Annotated in this window: 16 protein-coding genes; 4 read left to right on the top strand and 12 right to left on the bottom strand. The window is 71.3% G+C overall.

Translation table 11 applies throughout. The annotated features are described in order from the left end of the window. Positions 1–128: 128 nt before the first annotated feature. Positions 129–1886, bottom strand: coding sequence for a 2-isopropylmalate synthase (gene leuA, locus ACH4U8_RS16935; protein WP_360304633.1), 1758 nt, complete (start codon positions 1884–1886; stop codon positions 129–131). 310 nt (positions 1887–2196) lie between these two features. On the opposite strand from leuA, the gene ACH4U8_RS16930 reads away from it, so the two are divergent. Further along, on the top strand, positions 2197–2946 hold the full coding sequence (locus tag ACH4U8_RS16930) for a hypothetical protein (protein WP_395778566.1): 750 nt from the start codon (positions 2197–2199) through the stop codon (positions 2944–2946). Between the two features lie 14 nt (positions 2947–2960). Here the strand turns inward: ACH4U8_RS16930 and era are convergent, their stop codons facing one another. The 11 genes from era to hrcA form a co-directional block, all read right to left on the bottom strand. Continuing rightward, entirely contained in the window at positions 2961–3911 is a 951-nt protein-coding gene (gene era / locus ACH4U8_RS16925; protein WP_395778564.1) for a GTPase Era, read from the bottom strand. 71 nt (positions 3912–3982) lie between these two features. Then, positions 3983–4342 (bottom strand): cytidine deaminase, encoded by a 360-nt coding sequence (locus tag ACH4U8_RS16920; RefSeq protein WP_395778562.1) that lies wholly within the window; start codon positions 4340–4342, stop codon positions 3983–3985. Between the two features lie 96 nt (positions 4343–4438). Continuing rightward, positions 4439–5767, bottom strand: coding sequence for a hemolysin family protein (locus ACH4U8_RS16915; protein ID WP_360304625.1), 1329 nt, complete (start codon positions 5765–5767; stop codon positions 4439–4441). A 51-nt stretch (positions 5768–5818) separates the two neighbouring features. Then, positions 5819–6292, bottom strand: a complete 474-nt coding sequence (gene ybeY, locus ACH4U8_RS16910; RefSeq protein ID WP_360304623.1) for an rRNA maturation RNase YbeY — start codon at positions 6290–6292, stop codon at positions 5819–5821. A 5-nt stretch (positions 6293–6297) separates the two neighbouring features. Beyond that, positions 6298–7347, bottom strand: coding sequence for a PhoH family protein (locus tag ACH4U8_RS16905; protein WP_395778898.1), 1050 nt, complete (start codon positions 7345–7347; stop codon positions 6298–6300). Between the two features lie 215 nt (positions 7348–7562). Further along, positions 7563–8474: a ribonuclease Z gene (locus tag ACH4U8_RS16900; protein ID WP_395778560.1), complete on the bottom strand. Its 912-nt coding sequence runs from the start codon at positions 8472–8474 to the stop codon at positions 7563–7565. Between the two features lie 7 nt (positions 8475–8481). Further along, positions 8482–8844 carry an HIT domain-containing protein gene (locus tag ACH4U8_RS16895; RefSeq protein WP_395778558.1) on the bottom strand — a complete coding sequence of 121 codons (363 nt, stop codon included), beginning with the start codon at positions 8842–8844 and terminating at the stop codon, positions 8482–8484. A 73-nt stretch (positions 8845–8917) separates the two neighbouring features. Then, on the bottom strand, positions 8918–9658 hold the full coding sequence (locus ACH4U8_RS16890) for a 16S rRNA (uracil(1498)-N(3))-methyltransferase (protein ID WP_379990274.1): 741 nt from the start codon (positions 9656–9658) through the stop codon (positions 8918–8920). Next, a complete protein-coding gene (locus ACH4U8_RS16885) occupies positions 9655–10722 on the bottom strand; it encodes an NAD(P)H-dependent flavin oxidoreductase (protein WP_395778896.1) in 1068 nt (355 codons plus the stop codon). The genes ACH4U8_RS16890 and ACH4U8_RS16885 overlap by 4 nt, the downstream gene beginning before the upstream one ends. A gap of 194 nt (positions 10723–10916) precedes the next feature. Then, complete coding sequence (dnaJ, locus tag ACH4U8_RS16880; protein WP_360304615.1) at positions 10917–12047, bottom strand: molecular chaperone DnaJ; 1131 nt, start codon at positions 12045–12047, stop codon at positions 10917–10919. Positions 12048–12049: 2 nt separating this feature from the next. Continuing rightward, a complete protein-coding gene (gene hrcA, locus ACH4U8_RS16875; RefSeq protein ID WP_360304614.1) occupies positions 12050–13066 on the bottom strand; it encodes a heat-inducible transcriptional repressor HrcA in 1017 nt (338 codons plus the stop codon). A 150-nt stretch (positions 13067–13216) separates the two neighbouring features. On the opposite strand from hrcA, the gene ACH4U8_RS16870 reads away from it, so the two are divergent. Genes ACH4U8_RS16870 through ACH4U8_RS16860 form a run of 3 tightly spaced genes read left to right on the top strand, consistent with a single transcriptional unit; the run spans position 13217 to position 14981 of the window. Beyond that, a complete protein-coding gene (locus tag ACH4U8_RS16870; protein WP_360304612.1) occupies positions 13217–13972 on the top strand; it encodes an MBL fold metallo-hydrolase in 756 nt (251 codons plus the stop codon). A gap of 29 nt (positions 13973–14001) precedes the next feature. Next, positions 14002–14832: a DUF3097 domain-containing protein gene (locus tag ACH4U8_RS16865; RefSeq protein ID WP_395778556.1), complete on the top strand. Its 831-nt coding sequence runs from the start codon at positions 14002–14004 to the stop codon at positions 14830–14832. Between the two features lie 56 nt (positions 14833–14888). After that, the gene (locus ACH4U8_RS16860; RefSeq protein ID WP_360304608.1) at positions 14889–14981 is read left to right on the top strand and encodes a putative leader peptide; all 93 of its coding nucleotides are present in this window, start codon (positions 14889–14891) and stop codon (positions 14979–14981) included. The last annotated feature ends 243 nt before the right edge of the window (positions 14982–15224 follow it).

The raw sequence follows: 15224 nt of genomic DNA, 5'->3' as shown, positions 1-15224 counted from the left end.
AAAGCGGACAGATGGTTACTTTTGTTTGCCGGGGGCGGAGCGTCGGGCCGTCGAAAAGGGCGGATTCGCGAGCATGCGAACGGCGGTCCCCGTCGTGCCGGGAACCGCCGTTCGCGAAAGCTTCCCGGTCAGCCGCGCGCGGCGCGGTTGACCGCGCTCACCACCGCCTGGAGCGACGCGCGCACGATGTTCTCGTCCACGCCCACGCCCCACAGCACCCGGCCGTCCACGGCGCACTCGACGTAGGCCGCGGCGCGCGCGTCCTCGCCGCCGCTCATCGCGTGCTCGGTGTAGTCCAGCACCCGCGCGTCGAAGCCCAGGCCGCCCAGCGCCCGCACGAACGCGTCGATCGGGCCGTTGCCGATCGCCTCCAGCGTCTGCACCGCGCCGTCCACGCTCATCTCGACGGTCAGCACGTCCTTGCCGTCCGCGCCGGAGACCGTGCGGTGACCGCGCAGCTCCAGCCGACCCCAGCGGGCGTCCGGGGTGGGCAGGTACTCGTCCCGGAAGGTGGCCCAGATCTGCGCCGGCGTGACCTCGCCGCCCTCGGCGTCGGTCTTGGTCTGGATGATCCGGGAGAACTCGATCTGCGCACGCCGCGGCAGGTCCATCTTGTGGTCGGCCTTGAGCACGTAGGCCACGCCGCCCTTGCCGGACTGGCTGTTGACCCGGATCACCGCTTCGTAGGTGCGGCCCACGTCCTTGGGGTCGATCGGCAGGTACGGCACCGCCCAGTCCAGTTCCTCGACCGGCTTGCCCGCCTCGGCCGCGTCCCGGTCCAGGGCCTCCAGGCCCTTCTTGATCGCGTCCTGGTGCGAGCCGGAGAACGCGGTGTACACCAGGTCGCCCGCGTACGGGTGGCGCGGGTGCACCGGCAGTTGGGTGCAGTACTCGACCGTGCGCCGGATCTCGTCGATCTCGGAGAAGTCGATCATCGGGTCTACGCCCTGGCTGAACAGGTTCATCCCCAGCGTGACCAGGTCCACGTTGCCGGTGCGCTCGCCGTGCCCGAACAGGCAACCCTCGACCCGGTCGGCGCCGGCCATCACGGCCAGCTCGGACGCCGCCACCGCGGCGCCCCGGTCGTTGTGCGGGTGCACCGACAGCGCGATGAACTCGCGTCGGGTCAGGTTGCGGCTCATCCACTCGATCTGGTCCGCGTACACGTTCGGCGTCGAGCGCTCGATGGTCGCGGGCAGGTTCAGCACGATCTCGCGACCGGCCTCGGGCTGCCATACGTCCATCACCGCCTCGCAGACCTCCAGCGCGAAGTCCGGCTCGGTGTCGATGAAGATCTCCGGCGAGTACTCGTAGCCGAACGCGGTCTCCGCACCCAGGTGCTTGTCCGCGAAGCGCATCACGTGCTCGGTGCCGGACACCGCGATCGCCTTGCACTGCTCGCGGTCGACGTTGAAGACGACCCGGCGGAAGGCGGGCGCGGTCGCGTTGTAGAGGTGGACCGTGGCCTTGGGCGCACCGATCAGCGACTCGACGGTGCGCCCGATCAGTTCCTCACGGGCCTGGGTCAGCACCGAGATGGTGACGTCGTCCGGTACCGCGCCCTCTTCGATGATCGAGCGGATGAAGTCGAAGTCGGTCTGCGACGCGGCCGGGAAACCGACCTCGATCTCCTTGTAACCCATCCGCACCAGCAGGTCGAACATGGTCCGCTTGCGGGCCGGGCTCATCGGGTCGATCAGCGCCTGATTGCCGTCCCGCAGGTCGGTGGACAGCCAGCGCGGTGCGACCGTGATCGTCTTCGACGGCCAGGTGCGGTCCGGCAGGTCGACGCCCCGGAACGGCTGGTACTTGTGAATCGGCATTCCGGACGGCTGCTGCGTCACGGACGAGGCGGTGATCGGCGTGGGGCGATTCACGGAAGGCATGCGGCTGGTCTCCTGTACGCGAGGAACGGGGCTGCAACGGCAGGTAGGCCGGCGACGGGAGGAAACGACATCCCGGAGGCTCCGACGTGCGGACATGCCTCTATCCCCGCGACGGGGGAGCCGGTCTGACCTCTGTCAGAGGGATGAGCCCCCGGCGCGGCGGCTAAGGAGAAGCAGCCACTGACGCATGATTTCGCAACCATACCCGAACGCTCGCAGCGGTCGAGCCGGCATCCGGCATACGAACACATGTGATCTTTTCGGCCCAGCCCCTCCCCCGCCGGCCGGGTTCCTCCTACGCTCACTGACCATGAGCTACGACAACCAGGGCCCATACGGACCACAGCCGGGTCAGGGCCAGCCCGGCGGATACCCCCAGCAGGGCGGGCCGGGCTACGGACAGCCGCAGCAGGGCGGCTACGGGCAGCAGCCTCCCCCGCAATACGGACAGCAGCCGCCGCAGCAGTACGGCCAACAGCCGCCGCCCGGATACGGGCAGCAGCCCCCGCAGCAGTACGGACAGCAGCCGGGCTACGGGCAGCAGCCCGGTGGCTACCCGCCGCCCACGCCGAGCGGAGGCGGCATGGGTGGCGGAGCGGCGGCGTTCGCGCCGGCGGCGATCGCCGGCGTGGTCGCTGCGGCGATCGCGGCGGTCGGCTCGTGCCTGGCCTGGATCGGCGCCAAGGGTGAGGGCGACCCGATCAAGGGCCTCCAGGGCGACGGCAAGTGGACCCTGACCGCGAGTCTGATCGCCGTCGTCCTGTTCGGCATCGGCATCGCGCTGCGCAAGGCACAGGTCGCCGCGAGCGCCGGGGTCGCCGGCGTCGTGGCCCTGGGCTTCGCGATCTGGAACATCGCCGACAAGACCCGACTGCCGATCCAGGACGCGGACCTGCCCGACTCCCAGGTCGACCGGGCCAAGAAGATCCTGGACAAGGTCGACCTCACGGCCGAGTACGGGCTGTGGATGGTGCTGGTCGGCGCCGTGATCACCATCGGCGCCGCCGTGTTCGTGCTGGTGAAGGCGAACGCCAACCAGTCCGGCCCGTACGGCCGCTGACCCCTCGACCGACCTCAGAAACCGAGCTTGCGGAGCTGCTTGGGGTCGCGCTGCCAGTCCTTGGCCACCTTCACGTGAAGGTCCAGGTAGACGGGCGTCCCAAGCAGCGCCTCGATCTGCTTGCGGGCGCGCGTGCCCACGTCCTTGAGCCGCGCGCCCTTGTGCCCGATCACGATCGCCTTCTGGCTCGGCCGCTCCACGTAGAGATTCGCGTGCACGTCGAGCAGCGGCTTGTCCGCCGGGCGGTCCTCGCGCGGGATCATCTCCTCGATGACCACCGCGAGCGAGTGCGGGAGTTCGTCCCGGACACCCTCCAGCGCGGCCTCGCGGATCAGCTCGGCGGCCATCACCATCTCCGGCTCGTCGGTGAGCTCGCCGTCCGGGTACAACGACGGGCCCGCCGGCAGCAGCGGCATCAGCAGGTCGGCGACCAGGGTCACCTGGCTGTCGCCGACGGCGGAGACCGGGATGATCTCGGCCCACTCGATGCCGACGTCCTCGCCCATCTTCTGCACCGCGAGCAACTGCTGGACCAGGGTCTGCTGGTCCACCAGGTCGGTCTTGGTCACGATCGCGACCTTGGGCGTGCGCTTGGACTCGGCCAGCTCGGCCGCGATGAACCGGTCGCCGGGGCCGACCTTCTGGTCGGCCGGGATACAGAAGCCGATCACGTCGACCTCCGCCCAGGTGGCCCGGACCAGGTCGTTCAGCCGCTGGCCGAGCAGCGTGCGCGGCTTGTGCAGGCCGGGGGTGTCCACCAGGACGAGCTGGCCGTCGGGGCGGTGCACGATGCCGCGCACCGTGTGGCGGGTGGTCTGGGGGCGGCCCGACGTGATCGCCACCTTCGTGCCCACCAGCGCGTTCGTCAGGGTGGACTTGCCGGCGTTGGGGCGGCCCACGAAGCACGCGAAGCCCGAGCGGTGGACGGGCGCGGAGGGGTTAGGGCGATCACTCATGGGTGACATTGTCGCTCAAGAAGCGAGCGTTCCTTGCGTCGCGGGTGCGGCCGCCGCCCCGAGGCGGTCGGTATCGGGCCTCAGACGCTCGCGACGGCGCGCACGACCGCGTCCGGACCGGCCGACAGGATCGGCGTACCGGCGCCGCCGAGATCGCGCACCGCGGCCCGGTCGGCCTCGGTCACCGCGGCCTCGGCCCCGACGATCGCCGCCGCCTCCAGAGCACGTGCCCCGCCCGCGACCGCCATCGCGACGGCCGTGCGCAGCGCCGACAACTCCAGCGACGGCAGCGCGACCGTGGACGCGGTGTAGGTGCGCCCGGTCTCGTCGCGCACGGCGGCGCCCTCGCTCGCCCCGTTGCGGGCCCGGGTGGCCCGGGCCAGGGTGACCAGCTTGGCGTCCTCGGGGTCGACGGCGAACTCGGGCGTCTCGGCGCTCACGGGGGCTCTCCTGTTCGGCGCGGTACGGGTGCCGCACACCCTAACTCGCCGCCGGTCCGGGGCCGCGCCCGAGGCGGCGGCCCACCCGACGGCCCGTCATCGATTGCGCTCGGCCCCCGAGCGGGTGTCCGCGGCGCTCGATCGCTCGTCGTGCTCCGACTCGACCCGGCCGACCACGATCGTGCCGACCCGGTTGCGCCTGCCCGACGGGCTCTCCGCGCTCAGCCGCAGGCCCTCGACCACGGCGGTCGCGCCCGGGATGGGCACCCGGCCCAGTGCCTTGGCGAGCAGACCGCCGACGGTCTCCACGTCCTCGTCGTCGAGTTCGAGGCCGAACAACTCGCCCAGCTCGTCCACGGGCAGCCGGGCGGTGACCCGGAAGGTGCCGTCGGCGAGTTGCTCCACCGGCGCGGTCTCGGTGTCGTACTCGTCGGTGATCTCGCCGACGATCTCCTCCAGGATGTCCTCGATGGTGACCAGCCCGGCGGTGCCGCCGTACTCGTCGACCACCACGACCATGTGCGTGCGGTCGGCCTGCATCTCGCGGAGCAGGTCGTCGGCCGGCTTGCTGTCCGGCACGAAGGTCGCGGCGCGCATGATCGAGTCGACGCTCTCCTTGGCCCAGCCGGGATCGCCCATCGTGCTGCGCCGGGCCAGGTCCTTGAGGAAGACGATGCCCACCACGTCGTCCTCGTTCTCGCCGATCACCGGGATCCGCGAGTAACCGCTGCGCAGCGCCAGCGACATCGCCTGGCGCAACGTCTTGTGTCGTTCGATGAAGACCATGTCCGGGCGGGGCACCATCACCTCGCGCACGATGGTGTCGCCCAGTTGCAGCACCGAGTGCAACATCTCGCGCTCGTCGTCCTCGATCAACGAGTCCTTCTCGGCCAGGTCCACGAACGCGCGCAGTTCGGCCTCGGACGCGAACGGGCCCTCCCGAAAGCCCTTGCCGGGCGTGAGCGCGTTGCCGAGCAGGATCAGCAGCCTGGGCAGCGGTCCGAGCACGCGGGCGAGTCCGAACAGCACGGGTGCGCCGATGGTCGCCACGGTGACCGGGTGCTGGCGGCCGACGGTGCGCGGGGACACCCCGACCGCGACGTAGGACACCACGACCATGATGCCGATGGTGGCCAGCACCGCCTGCCAGGTCTCGGCGAAGTCGTCCATGCACACGACGGTGACCAGGACGGCCGCCGACAGCTCGCACGCGACCCGCACCAGCAGGGCCAGGTTGAGATAGCGGGCGGGATCCTGAACCACCGTCAACAGGCGCTTGGCGCCCCGGCGTTCCTCGCGAACCAGTTCCTCGGCGCGGACCCGGGAGATCCGCGCGAGGGCGGTCTCCAGACAGGCGAAGAGGCCGGCCACCACCACCAGGACGATCGCGCCGACCACGAGTTGCAGCACGCTGTCAGCGGGCACTGCCGCCCCAAGGCCGGGTCCGGCTCGGGGCGGATGGATCCGATGGCGGGATCATCCGCGGTCTCCCGCGGCGCGACGGGCCTCCCGCCAGGATTCGAGCAACTCCTTCTGGAGCGCGAACATCTCGCGCTCCTCGTCCGGCTCGGCGTGGTCGTAGCCGAGCAGGTGCAACACGCCGTGCACGGTCAGCAGGTGCAGTTCGTCGTCCATGGAGTGGCCGGCCGCCGCGCCCTGGCGCTGTGCGACGGTCGGACACAGCACGACGTCGCCGAGCAGCCCCTGCGGGGGATCCTCGTCGGCCTTGCCGGGACGCAGTTCGTCCATCGGGAAGGACATCACGTCGGTCGGACCGGGCAGGTCCATCCATTGGATGTGCAGTTGTTCCATCGCGGGCTCGTCCACGATGACCACGGACAGTTCCGCCAGTGGATGGATGCGCATACGGTCCAGCGTCCACCGGGCGACGTCCACGATCGCGTGTTCGTCCACCCCCGTGCCGGACTCGTTGGCGATGTCGATGGACATGGCCTTCAGTTCACTTCCCGTTCCACTGTTTGCATGTTCACTGTGTGCTTGCCCCGCCCGTTGCGATCGCCCGGTCGCCGACCACGCGTCGCGGGCAGGTCACCCTTGGCGCCGCTGCCGTTCCCACGGCCGTCCGCCTCGACCCGGATGTCGTAGCGCGCGTACGCGTCCACGATCCGGCCGACCAGCTTGTGTCGCACCACATCCTCGCTGGTGAGGTGGCAGAACGCGATGTCGTCCACGCCACGCAGGATCTCCTGCACCACGCGCAACCCGGACTGGGTGCCCCCGGGCAGGTCCACCTGCGTGGTGTCGCCGGTCACCACGATCCGCGATCCGAACCCGAGTCGGGTCAGGAACATCTTCATCTGCTCGGCCGAGGTGTTCTGCGCCTCGTCCAGGATGATGAAGGCGTCATTGAGCGTCCTTCCACGCATGTACGCGAGGGGGGCGACCTCGATGGTGCCGGCCGCCATCAGGCGGGGGATCGAGTCGGGGTCGATCATGTCGTGCAGCGCGTCGTAGAGCGGGCGCAGGTAGGGGTCGATCTTCTCGTAGAGGGTGCCGGGCAGGAAGCCGAGGCGCTCGCCGGCCTCGACCGCCGGGCGGGTCAGGATGATCCGGGTGACCTGCTTGGACTGCAGGGCCTGGACCGCCTTGGCCATCGCCAGGTAGGTCTTGCCGGTGCCCGCCGGGCCCAGGCCGAACACGATGGTGTGTTCGTCGATCGCGTCCACGTAGCTCTTCTGGTTGAGCGTCTTGGGACGGATCGTGCGGCCGCGGTTGGACAGGATGTTGAGGGTCATCACCTCGGCGGGGCCGTGCCCGTCGCCGGAGCGGACCATCGCCACCGAGCGCTCGACCGCCTCCTCGTTGAGCGGCTGGCCGGTGCGCACGATGACCAGCAGTTCGTCGAAGAGCCGGCGGATCAGGGCCACGTCGGCCTCGGTGCCGGAGACGGTGACCTCGTTGCCGCGGACGTGGATGTCCGCGGCGGGGAACCCCTGCTCGACCACTCGCAGGAACGAGTCGCCGGACCCGAGGAGCGCCACCATGGGGTGCTTGGCGGGGATCGTGATCTTCGCCTGGGCCTGCGCGGCCGGAGTTTCGCGCGTGCTCTCGCGCGCGGTGTTCTCGGAGCTCGCGCCTCGCGCGTTCGTCGTGGGAGCCATGGGCGGCCTTGGCGGCCTGATCACGCCTCATTTCCGTGCTCGGGAAGCGGTTCGATGTTGCTCAATGGTAGCTCTCCGGTCCCGGCGGACCCCGGGGTTTATTCCGCCGGCTGCCGCCGCCTGGGCACGTCGATCCGGTCCAGGTCGTGCGCCGCGACGGTGTCCGGAAAAACCTCCCGGGCCTGCTCCAGGAGCGGCGTCACGTCGGAGTAGCGCTGCGAGAAGTGGGTCAGCACCAGCCGACGCGCCCCCGCCTCGGCGGCGATGACCGCCGCGTCGCGCGCGGTGAGGTGGCCGACCTCGCGGGCGAGCTCGGCATCGGCGTCGGCGAAGGTGGACTCGCACACGAGCAGGTCCGCGTCGCGCGCCAGCTCGACCGCGCCCGCACACATCCGGGTGTCCATCACGAAGGCGAACCGCTGGCCCGGGCGCGGCACGCTGACCTGTTCGAGGGTGACCTCGCCGACGCGGCCCTCGCGCTGGATCCGACCGACGTCTGGGCCGGATATGCCGTGCGCGGCGAGCCGCTCGGGCACCATCCGGCGGCCGTCCGGCTCGACCACGCGGTAGCCGTACGACTCGACCGGATGGGAGAGCCGACGGGCCTCCAGCGTGAAGGGCCCGGCGGGCAGTTCGACGTGCTCGCCCGCCAGCGGGTGCTCGATCAGCACGGCGGTCTCGTGGAACGCGGTCGCGTGGTGCAGTCGGTCGAACCAGTGTTGTCCGCTCGCCGGGTAGTGCGCGGTCACCGGGTGCGTGATCCGGTCCAGCGACATGCGTTGGATCACGCCGGGGAGGCCGAGGCAGTGGTCACCGTGGAAGTGCGTCACGCAGATCCGGGTGATGTCGTGCGCGGCCACCCCGGCGTGCGCCATCTGCCGTTGGGTGCCCTCCCCGGGGTCGAACAGCAGCCCTTCGCCGTCCCAACGCAGCAGGTAGCCGTTGTGGTTGCGCTGTCGTGTCGGGGCCTGGCTCGCGGTGCCGAGAACGACGAATTCCCTGGTGGACACTCGACGACTAACCGGGAGGCCAGCTCAGCCCACGACCGCCGAGCAGATGCGCGTGCACGTGGAAGACGGTCTGGCCGGCGCCGGCGCCGGTGTTGAAGACTATCCGGTAGCCCGCCTCGGCGAGGTCCTCGGCGGCCGCGACGGCCGCCGCCTCGGCGAGCAGGGCGCCTGCCAATTCGGGTGCCTGGGCGCCCAGTTCGCCCGCGTTGGCGTAGTGCGCACGCGGGATGACCAGGACGTGGGTGGGCGCCTGCGGGTTGATGTCCCGAAAGGCCACCACGTCCTTGGTCTCGCGGACGATCGTGGCCGGGACGTCGCCGGCGAGGATCTTGCAGAACAGGCAGTCGGCCTGGGGTTCCCCCGCAGCCATGGGTGCCTCCATCGGGTCCGAGTCGATCACGGGCGGTCGCCCCCGATCGTAGTCAGGTGTCCCGTCCGCCGCTTCAGCCCCAGCGGCCGGAGCGGGCCAACAACACGGACGCGGCCGAGACGCCGGCCGTGGAAGTACGCAACACGGTCGGGCCCAGGCGGTACGCGCTCGCGCCGGCGGCGGCGAACGCGGCCAGTTCGTCCGGGGACACCCCGCCCTCGGGGCCGACCACCAGGACCAGGTCGCCCTCGGTCGGCGTGCCGGCGGTCGCGATCGGCGCGTCGGCGTCCTCGTGCAGGACGCCCGCGAACGCGGCCTCGCCCAGCAGGGCGGCCACCCCACGCGTGCTCATCGGCTCGGTCACCTCGGGCAGGTGCAGCCGGCGGGCCTGCTTGCCCGCCTCGCGGGCGGTCGAGCGCCACTTGGCCAGTGCCTTCGCGCCGCGTTCGCCCTTCCACTGGGTGATGCAGCGGGCGGCGGCCCAGGGCACGATCACGTCGACGCCGACCTCGGTCATCGTCTCCACCGCGAGTTCGCCGCGGTCGCCCTTGGGCAGTGCCTGGACCACCACGATCCGGGGGGTGGGGGCGGGTTCCTCGGTGCGCGAGTCGACGTCGACGTACAGCGTGTCCTTGCCCTCGGTGCGGTTGACCGTGCCGTGCACGGCCAGTCCGGCGCCGTCGGCCAGGACGATCGGCTCACCGGCGACGAGGCGGCGCACCGTGACGGCGTGCCGGCCCTCGACACCGTCCAGGACGACCTGCCGGCCGTGCCGGATGGCGTCGCCGGGGGCGAGGAAGACGGGGGCGCTCAAGCGGCTGCCTTTCGGGTGGCGGCCATCTCGTCGACGAGCCGGCCGATCACTTCGGCGGCCGGCTCCTCGCGGGCGAGGCGCCAGCCCTGACCGGCCCACAGGGCCAGGCCGTCGGCCTCGCCCCGGGCGGCGGCGGCCTTGCGGATCGGCGAGACCAGGTGATGGACGTAGGGGTAGACGCCGGGGGCCTCGGCCTCGTGGCGGGCCACGAAGCCGTTGTGCAGTCCCCTGGCCCAGCGGCCGGAGAAGGCGCGGGTGAGCACGCTGCGATCGAAGGCCGGGTCGGCCAGCGCGGCCTTGTGCGCGGCGGGCGCGATGGCTTCCGGGCAGCGCAGGAAGGCGGTGCCCAGTTGGGCGGCACTCGCGCCGGCGAGCCGCACCGCCTCGATCTGGCGGCCGGTCATCAGGCCGCCGGCGGCGATCAGCGGCAGCTCGGTCTCGGCGGCGATCAGGGTGAGCAGGGTGAGCAGGCCGTACGGGGCGGGGGCGTCCGGGTTGGCGAAGCCGCCCTGGTGGCCGCCGGCCTCGATGCCCTGCACGCACAGCGCGTCGACCCCGGCTGCGCTCGCGAGGCGGGCCTCCTCGGGCGTGGTCACGGTGGCCACGGTCGACGTGCCGGCGGCGCGCAACGCGCCGATCGCGTCGAGGTCGGGCAGGCCGAAGGTGAAGCTCACCACCGGGACGGGGTGGGCGAGCAGCAACGCGAGCTTGGCGTCCCAGTCGTCCCGCTCCGAGCCGGGGGCGGGCGTGCCGACGGTGCCTCCGTAGTGTGCGGCGGCCCGGGCCAGCGAGGTCGCGTAGCGCCGGGTGCGCTCGTCCTGGGCCCGGGTGGGCGCGGGGTGCGGCATGAACGCGTTCACCCCGAACGGCGCGTCGCCGATCAGCGCGCGCAGTTCCTCGATCTCGGCGGCCAGCGCGTCGGCCGAGCGATACCCGGCGGCCAGGAAGCCGAGCCCGCCCGCGCGCGCGACCTCGGCCGCGAGCGCGGATCCGGCCGCCCCCGCCATCGGCGCCTGCACGATCGGCAGCGCGGTCAGCCGGGTCGGGTCGGTGGTCGTCGGCATCATGCTCCCCGTTCGCTCAAGGACGGCTCGGCTCGCGTCACCCGACCAAGCCTAGGGCGTGTCCTCGACCCGAACTCGCGCCACCGTCCGAGGTCAATGCGCGACCGAGCGCCGGATCGGGCGATTTCGGCCCGTCCGGCGCGCTACGACGACGCGGCGCGCGCGTAGAACACCCGCGCGCGCCGCAGCCGGCCTCATCGGCCGTTGAACGCGTCCTTGAGCCGGGAGAACAGGCCCTGCTGGCCCGGCGTGAACTGGCCGGAGGGCCGTTCCTCGCCGCGCAGCTTGGCGAGCCGCCGCAGCAGCTCCTCCTGCTCGGGGTCGAGCTTGTTCGGCGTCTGCACCTCGACGTGCACGATCAGGTCGCCCCGACCGCCGCCGCGCAGGTGGGTGATGCCGCGTCCGTGCAGCGGGATCGACTGGCCCGACTGGGTGCCCGGGCGGATGTCGATCTCCTCGGTGCCGTCCAGCGTCTGCAACGGCACCTTGGTGCCCAGCGACGCCGCCGTCATCGGGATGGTGACCGTGCAGTGCAGGTCGTCGCCGCGCCGCTGGAAGGTGGTGTGCGGGACCTCGACGATCTCCACGTAGAGGTCGCCGGCCGGGCCGCCGCCGGGGCCGACCTCGCCCTCGCCCGCGAGCTGGATCCGGGTGCCGCTGTCCACGCCCGCCGGGATCTTGACGGTGAGCGTGCGCCGCGCGCGGATCCGGCCGTCGCCCGCGCACTCGGGGCACGGGTGCGGGACCACGGTGCCGAAGCCCTGACACTGCGGACACGGCCGCGACGTCATGACCTGGCCCAGGAAGGACTTGGTGACCTGGCTGACCTCGCCGCGCCCGCGACACATGTCGCAGGTCTGTGCCGAGGTACCCGGGGCGGCGCCCTCGCCGTTGCACGTGTTGCACGTGACGGCGGTGTCCACCTGGATCTCCCGGGTGGTGCCGAACGCGGCCTCTTCGAGGGTGATCTCGATCCGGATCATCGCGTCCTGGCCGCGGCGCGTACGCGAGCGCGGTCCGCGCTGGCTGGCCTGGCCGAAGAACGCGTCCATGATGTCGCTGAAGCCGAAGCCGGCCTGGCCGAAGCCGCCGCCCCCGCCGCCCCCGGAGGACAGCGGGTCGCCGCCGAGGTCGTACATCTGTCGCTTCTGCGGGTCCGAGAGGACCTCGTAGGCGTTGTTGATCTCCTTGAACCGGTCCTGCGTCTTCGGGTCCGGATTGACGTCCGGGTGCAGCTCCCGAGCAAGCCGGCGGAAGGCCTTCTTGATTTCCTCCGGGGTGGCGTCCCGCCGTACCCCGAGGACCTCGTAGTAATCGGTAGCCAACTCTACGACTCCGCGAGAATCTGTCCGACGTACCGAGCCACGGCGCGCACCGCTCCCATCGTTCCGGGGTAGTCCATCCGGGTCGGCCCGAGCACCCCGAGCTTCGCCAGCGTTTCCTGCCCACTGCCGTATCCGACGGCGACCACCGAGGTCGCGGCCAGTCCTTCGTGCATGTTCTCGTGTCCGATCCGCACGACCATGCCCGGGTCGGTCGCCTCGCCCAACAGGCGCAGCAGCACGACGTGTTCCTCCAGTGCTTCGAGGACCGGGCGGATCGTGTTCGGGAAGTCCATGCCGAAACGGGTCAGGTTGGCCGTCCCGGCCAGGACGACCTTCTCTTCCTTGTGCTCGACCAGGGTGTCGAGCAGGGTGGCCAGGATGCCCGCCACGATCGGCCGTTCCTCGGCGGTGAACGGCTCGGCGAGATCCTGGATCAGCAACGGCACATCGGCGAACCGCTTGCCGGTGATCCGGCTGTTCAGCCGCGCCCGGACGTCGGCGAGCAGGTTCTCGCCGACCGGGCCCGGTGTGTCCATCACCCGCTGCTCGACCCGACCCGTGCTGGTGATCAGCACGAGCATCACCCGGGTGGGCGCGAGGGTGAGCAGTTCGACGTGCCGGATCGTCGAGCGGGTCAGCGAGGGGTACTGCACGACGGCGACCTGATGGGTGAGCTGCGCCAGCAGCCGCACCGTCCGGCCCACCACGTCGTCCAGGTCCACCGCACCGGCCAGGAAGGTCTGGATCGCCCGACGCTCGGCGCCCGACAGCGGCTTGACACCCGCGAGGCGGTCGACGAACAGCCGGTAGCCCTTGTCCGTGGGCACGCGACCGGCGCTGGTGTGGGGCTGCGTGATGTAGCCCTCCTCCTCCAGCGCGGCCATGTCGTTGCGAATGGTGGCCGGGGAGACCCCGAGGTTGTGTCGGTCCGCGAGCGCCTTGGAACCCACCGGTTCCTGGGTCGCCACATAGTCCTGCACGATGGCGCGCAGCACGTCCTGCTTACGATCGTCGAGCATGGTGCGCACCTCCCTGACCGGTTCTTCCACCCGTTGCCGTGTCCCGTCTGCGGCGATTCGTCGTGCTGGTTGGCACTCCGTCCCGCCGAGTGCCAGTGTACGGGTCACCCGATCCGGACCGTACCCCTGCGTCCGTGCCAAGGTTGACGCATGCTACGCGCCGAACAGCCGAAACACGCCACCTGGGAGCCGATCGCACCGGGCGTCCTGCGCCGCCGGCTGCCCGGCCTGGAACTGAATGTGGCGGTCGTCACGGGCCGGGACGGGATCCTGCTCGTGGACACCGGATCGCACGACCGCGAGGCGGCAGAGCTGTTGGCCTCACTCGCCCGGGAGCTGCCCACGCACGGGCTGCCCGACCGGGTGGTCGCGGTGGTGAACACACACGGTCACTTCGATCACTGCTTCGGCAACGACGAGGTGCTGCGGACCTTCCCGGACGCCGAGATCTGGGGCCACGCGGAGCTGCCGGAGTATCTGGAGCGGCGCGGCGACGCCGGTCGCGCGAGCGGCATCTCGTACGGCTTCGACCCTGGCCTGATGAATGCCGCGCGGATCGTGCCGCCGACCCGCCTGGTGGCCCGCGAGCAGCCGGTCACGGTGGACCTGGGCGGGCGCGAGGTGGTGTTGTACGCGCCGGGCCGTGGACACACCGACCACGATGTGGTCGTCCACGTGCCCGACTGCGGGGTGCTGATCGCCGGCGACATGGTGGAGGAGAGCGGGCCGCCGCTGTTCGGCTCGGACGCGTTCGCCGCCGAGTGGAGCGATTCGCTGGCCCGGGTGCGTGCGCTGGACGCGAGTGTCTGGCTGCCCGGACACGGTGCGGTGGTGGACGAGGAGTTCGTGGTTCGGCAGAACCGTTGGCTGGCCGAGGTCGCCGCCGGGCGCGTCGTACCGGACTGACGTACCGTCACCCGACTAGCGTCACTGCCATGCGCAGCCATGGACCCGAGTCGCTGATCCCGGGATGGAAGAAGGACAAGCCCGTCCCCGAGGTCGAGGCCGAACGCGATCTGGTGGTGGAGGAGGCCTCGACCGGCTTTTGCGGCGCGGTGGTCCGGGTGGAGAAGACGCCCGAGGGGTTCACCGTCACGCTGGAGGATCGGCACGGCCGGCTCCGGGTCTTCCCGCTGGATCCGCGCGCCTTCCTGATCGACGGCGAGGTGGTCACCCTGGTCCGCCCGCGGGCGCCGGGCCCGGCGCGCACCCCCGGGCGGACCGCGTCCGGTTCGGTGGCGGTGCGTGGCGCTCGGGCCAGGGTGGCGCGGGCCGGTCGGATCTATGTGGAGGGTCGGCACGACGCCGAGTTGGTCGAGCGGGTGTGGGGCGACGACCTGCGGATCGAGGGCGTGGTCGTGGAGTATCTGGAAGGCATCGACGATCTCCCGGCGGTGGTGCGCGAGTTCGCGCCGGGCCCGGGTCGGCGGCTGGGCGTGTTGGTGGACCACCTGGTGCCCGGTTCGAAGGAGAGCCGGATCGCCGCGCGGGTGACCGGCGATCAGGTGCTCGTGGTGGGACACCCCTATATCGACGTGTGGCAGGCGGTCCGGCCGGCGTCGGTGGGCATCGCGGCCTGGCCGGACGTACCGCGCGAAGTGCCCTGGAAGGAAGGGGTCTGCACGGCGCTCGGCTGGCCGGTGGACCCGCCGCGGGCCTGGCGTCGGATCCTCGCGGCGGTGGATTCGTACCGCGACCTGGAGCCGGCGCTGCTGGGAAAGGTGGAGGAATTGATCGATTTCGTGACAGCACCGTCCGAGATGTGAGACGCGGGCGGATTGTTCGTTGACCACCGCAGCAGCCGGCTGCAACTCTCCATTTCGTGAACCACCGTGACGTCGGCCTCGTGACGCGCCGCCATGTCGACCTTCGTCGACAGGCCAGCGCGATCTGTGCCGTCCGGCCCGTCCGCTGACCGGAGTTCCACACTCCCGGTAGGACCACCCCCGAACCGCGCGTGACCCCCACGATCGGCGCGCCCACGCGCGCCTGATCCCGCTCGGCACCGCGCGGGCACTTTCCCGGCTCTCCCCCGACCGTTCGTCGCACCCGACCGCGTGCGGCCGACCCCTGCCCGGGTCCGCCGGCGGTCTCCCTCGCCACGCCCCGATGCCGTTCGCGTGCGAACCGGCCGCGATTCGGCGTGCGCGCAAACCTG

The sequence above is a fragment of the Embleya sp. NPDC020886 genome (assembly GCF_044333915.1).
Taxonomy (GTDB): domain Bacteria; phylum Actinomycetota; class Actinomycetes; order Streptomycetales; family Streptomycetaceae; genus Embleya.
This window is presented reverse-complemented; position numbering and strand designations above follow the sequence as displayed.

Coding starts and splice junctions, on each gene's coding strand:
- leuA (WP_360304633.1), bottom strand. CDS start 1,886: ATGCCTTCCGTGAATCGCCCCACGCCGATCACCGCCTCGTCCGTGACG.
- ACH4U8_RS16930 (WP_395778566.1), top strand. CDS start 2,197: ATGAGCTACGACAACCAGGGCCCATACGGACCACAGCCGGGTCAGGGC.
- era (WP_395778564.1), bottom strand. CDS start 3,911: ATGTCACCCATGAGTGATCGCCCTAACCCCTCCGCGCCCGTCCACCGC.
- ybeY (WP_360304623.1), bottom strand. CDS start 6,292: ATGTCCATCGACATCGCCAACGAGTCCGGCACGGGGGTGGACGAACAC.
- ACH4U8_RS16905 (WP_395778898.1), bottom strand. CDS start 7,347: ATGGTGGCGCTCCTCGGGTCCGGCGACTCGTTCCTGCGAGTGGTCGAG.
- ACH4U8_RS16895 (WP_395778558.1), bottom strand. CDS start 8,844: ATGGCTGCGGGGGAACCCCAGGCCGACTGCCTGTTCTGCAAGATCCTC.
- ACH4U8_RS16885 (WP_395778896.1), bottom strand. CDS start 10,722: ATGCCGACGACCACCGACCCGACCCGGCTGACCGCGCTGCCGATCGTG.
- hrcA (WP_360304614.1), bottom strand. CDS start 13,066: ATGCTCGACGATCGTAAGCAGGACGTGCTGCGCGCCATCGTGCAGGAC.
- ACH4U8_RS16870 (WP_360304612.1), top strand. CDS start 13,217: ATGCTACGCGCCGAACAGCCGAAACACGCCACCTGGGAGCCGATCGCA.
- ACH4U8_RS16865 (WP_395778556.1), top strand. CDS start 14,002: ATGCGCAGCCATGGACCCGAGTCGCTGATCCCGGGATGGAAGAAGGAC.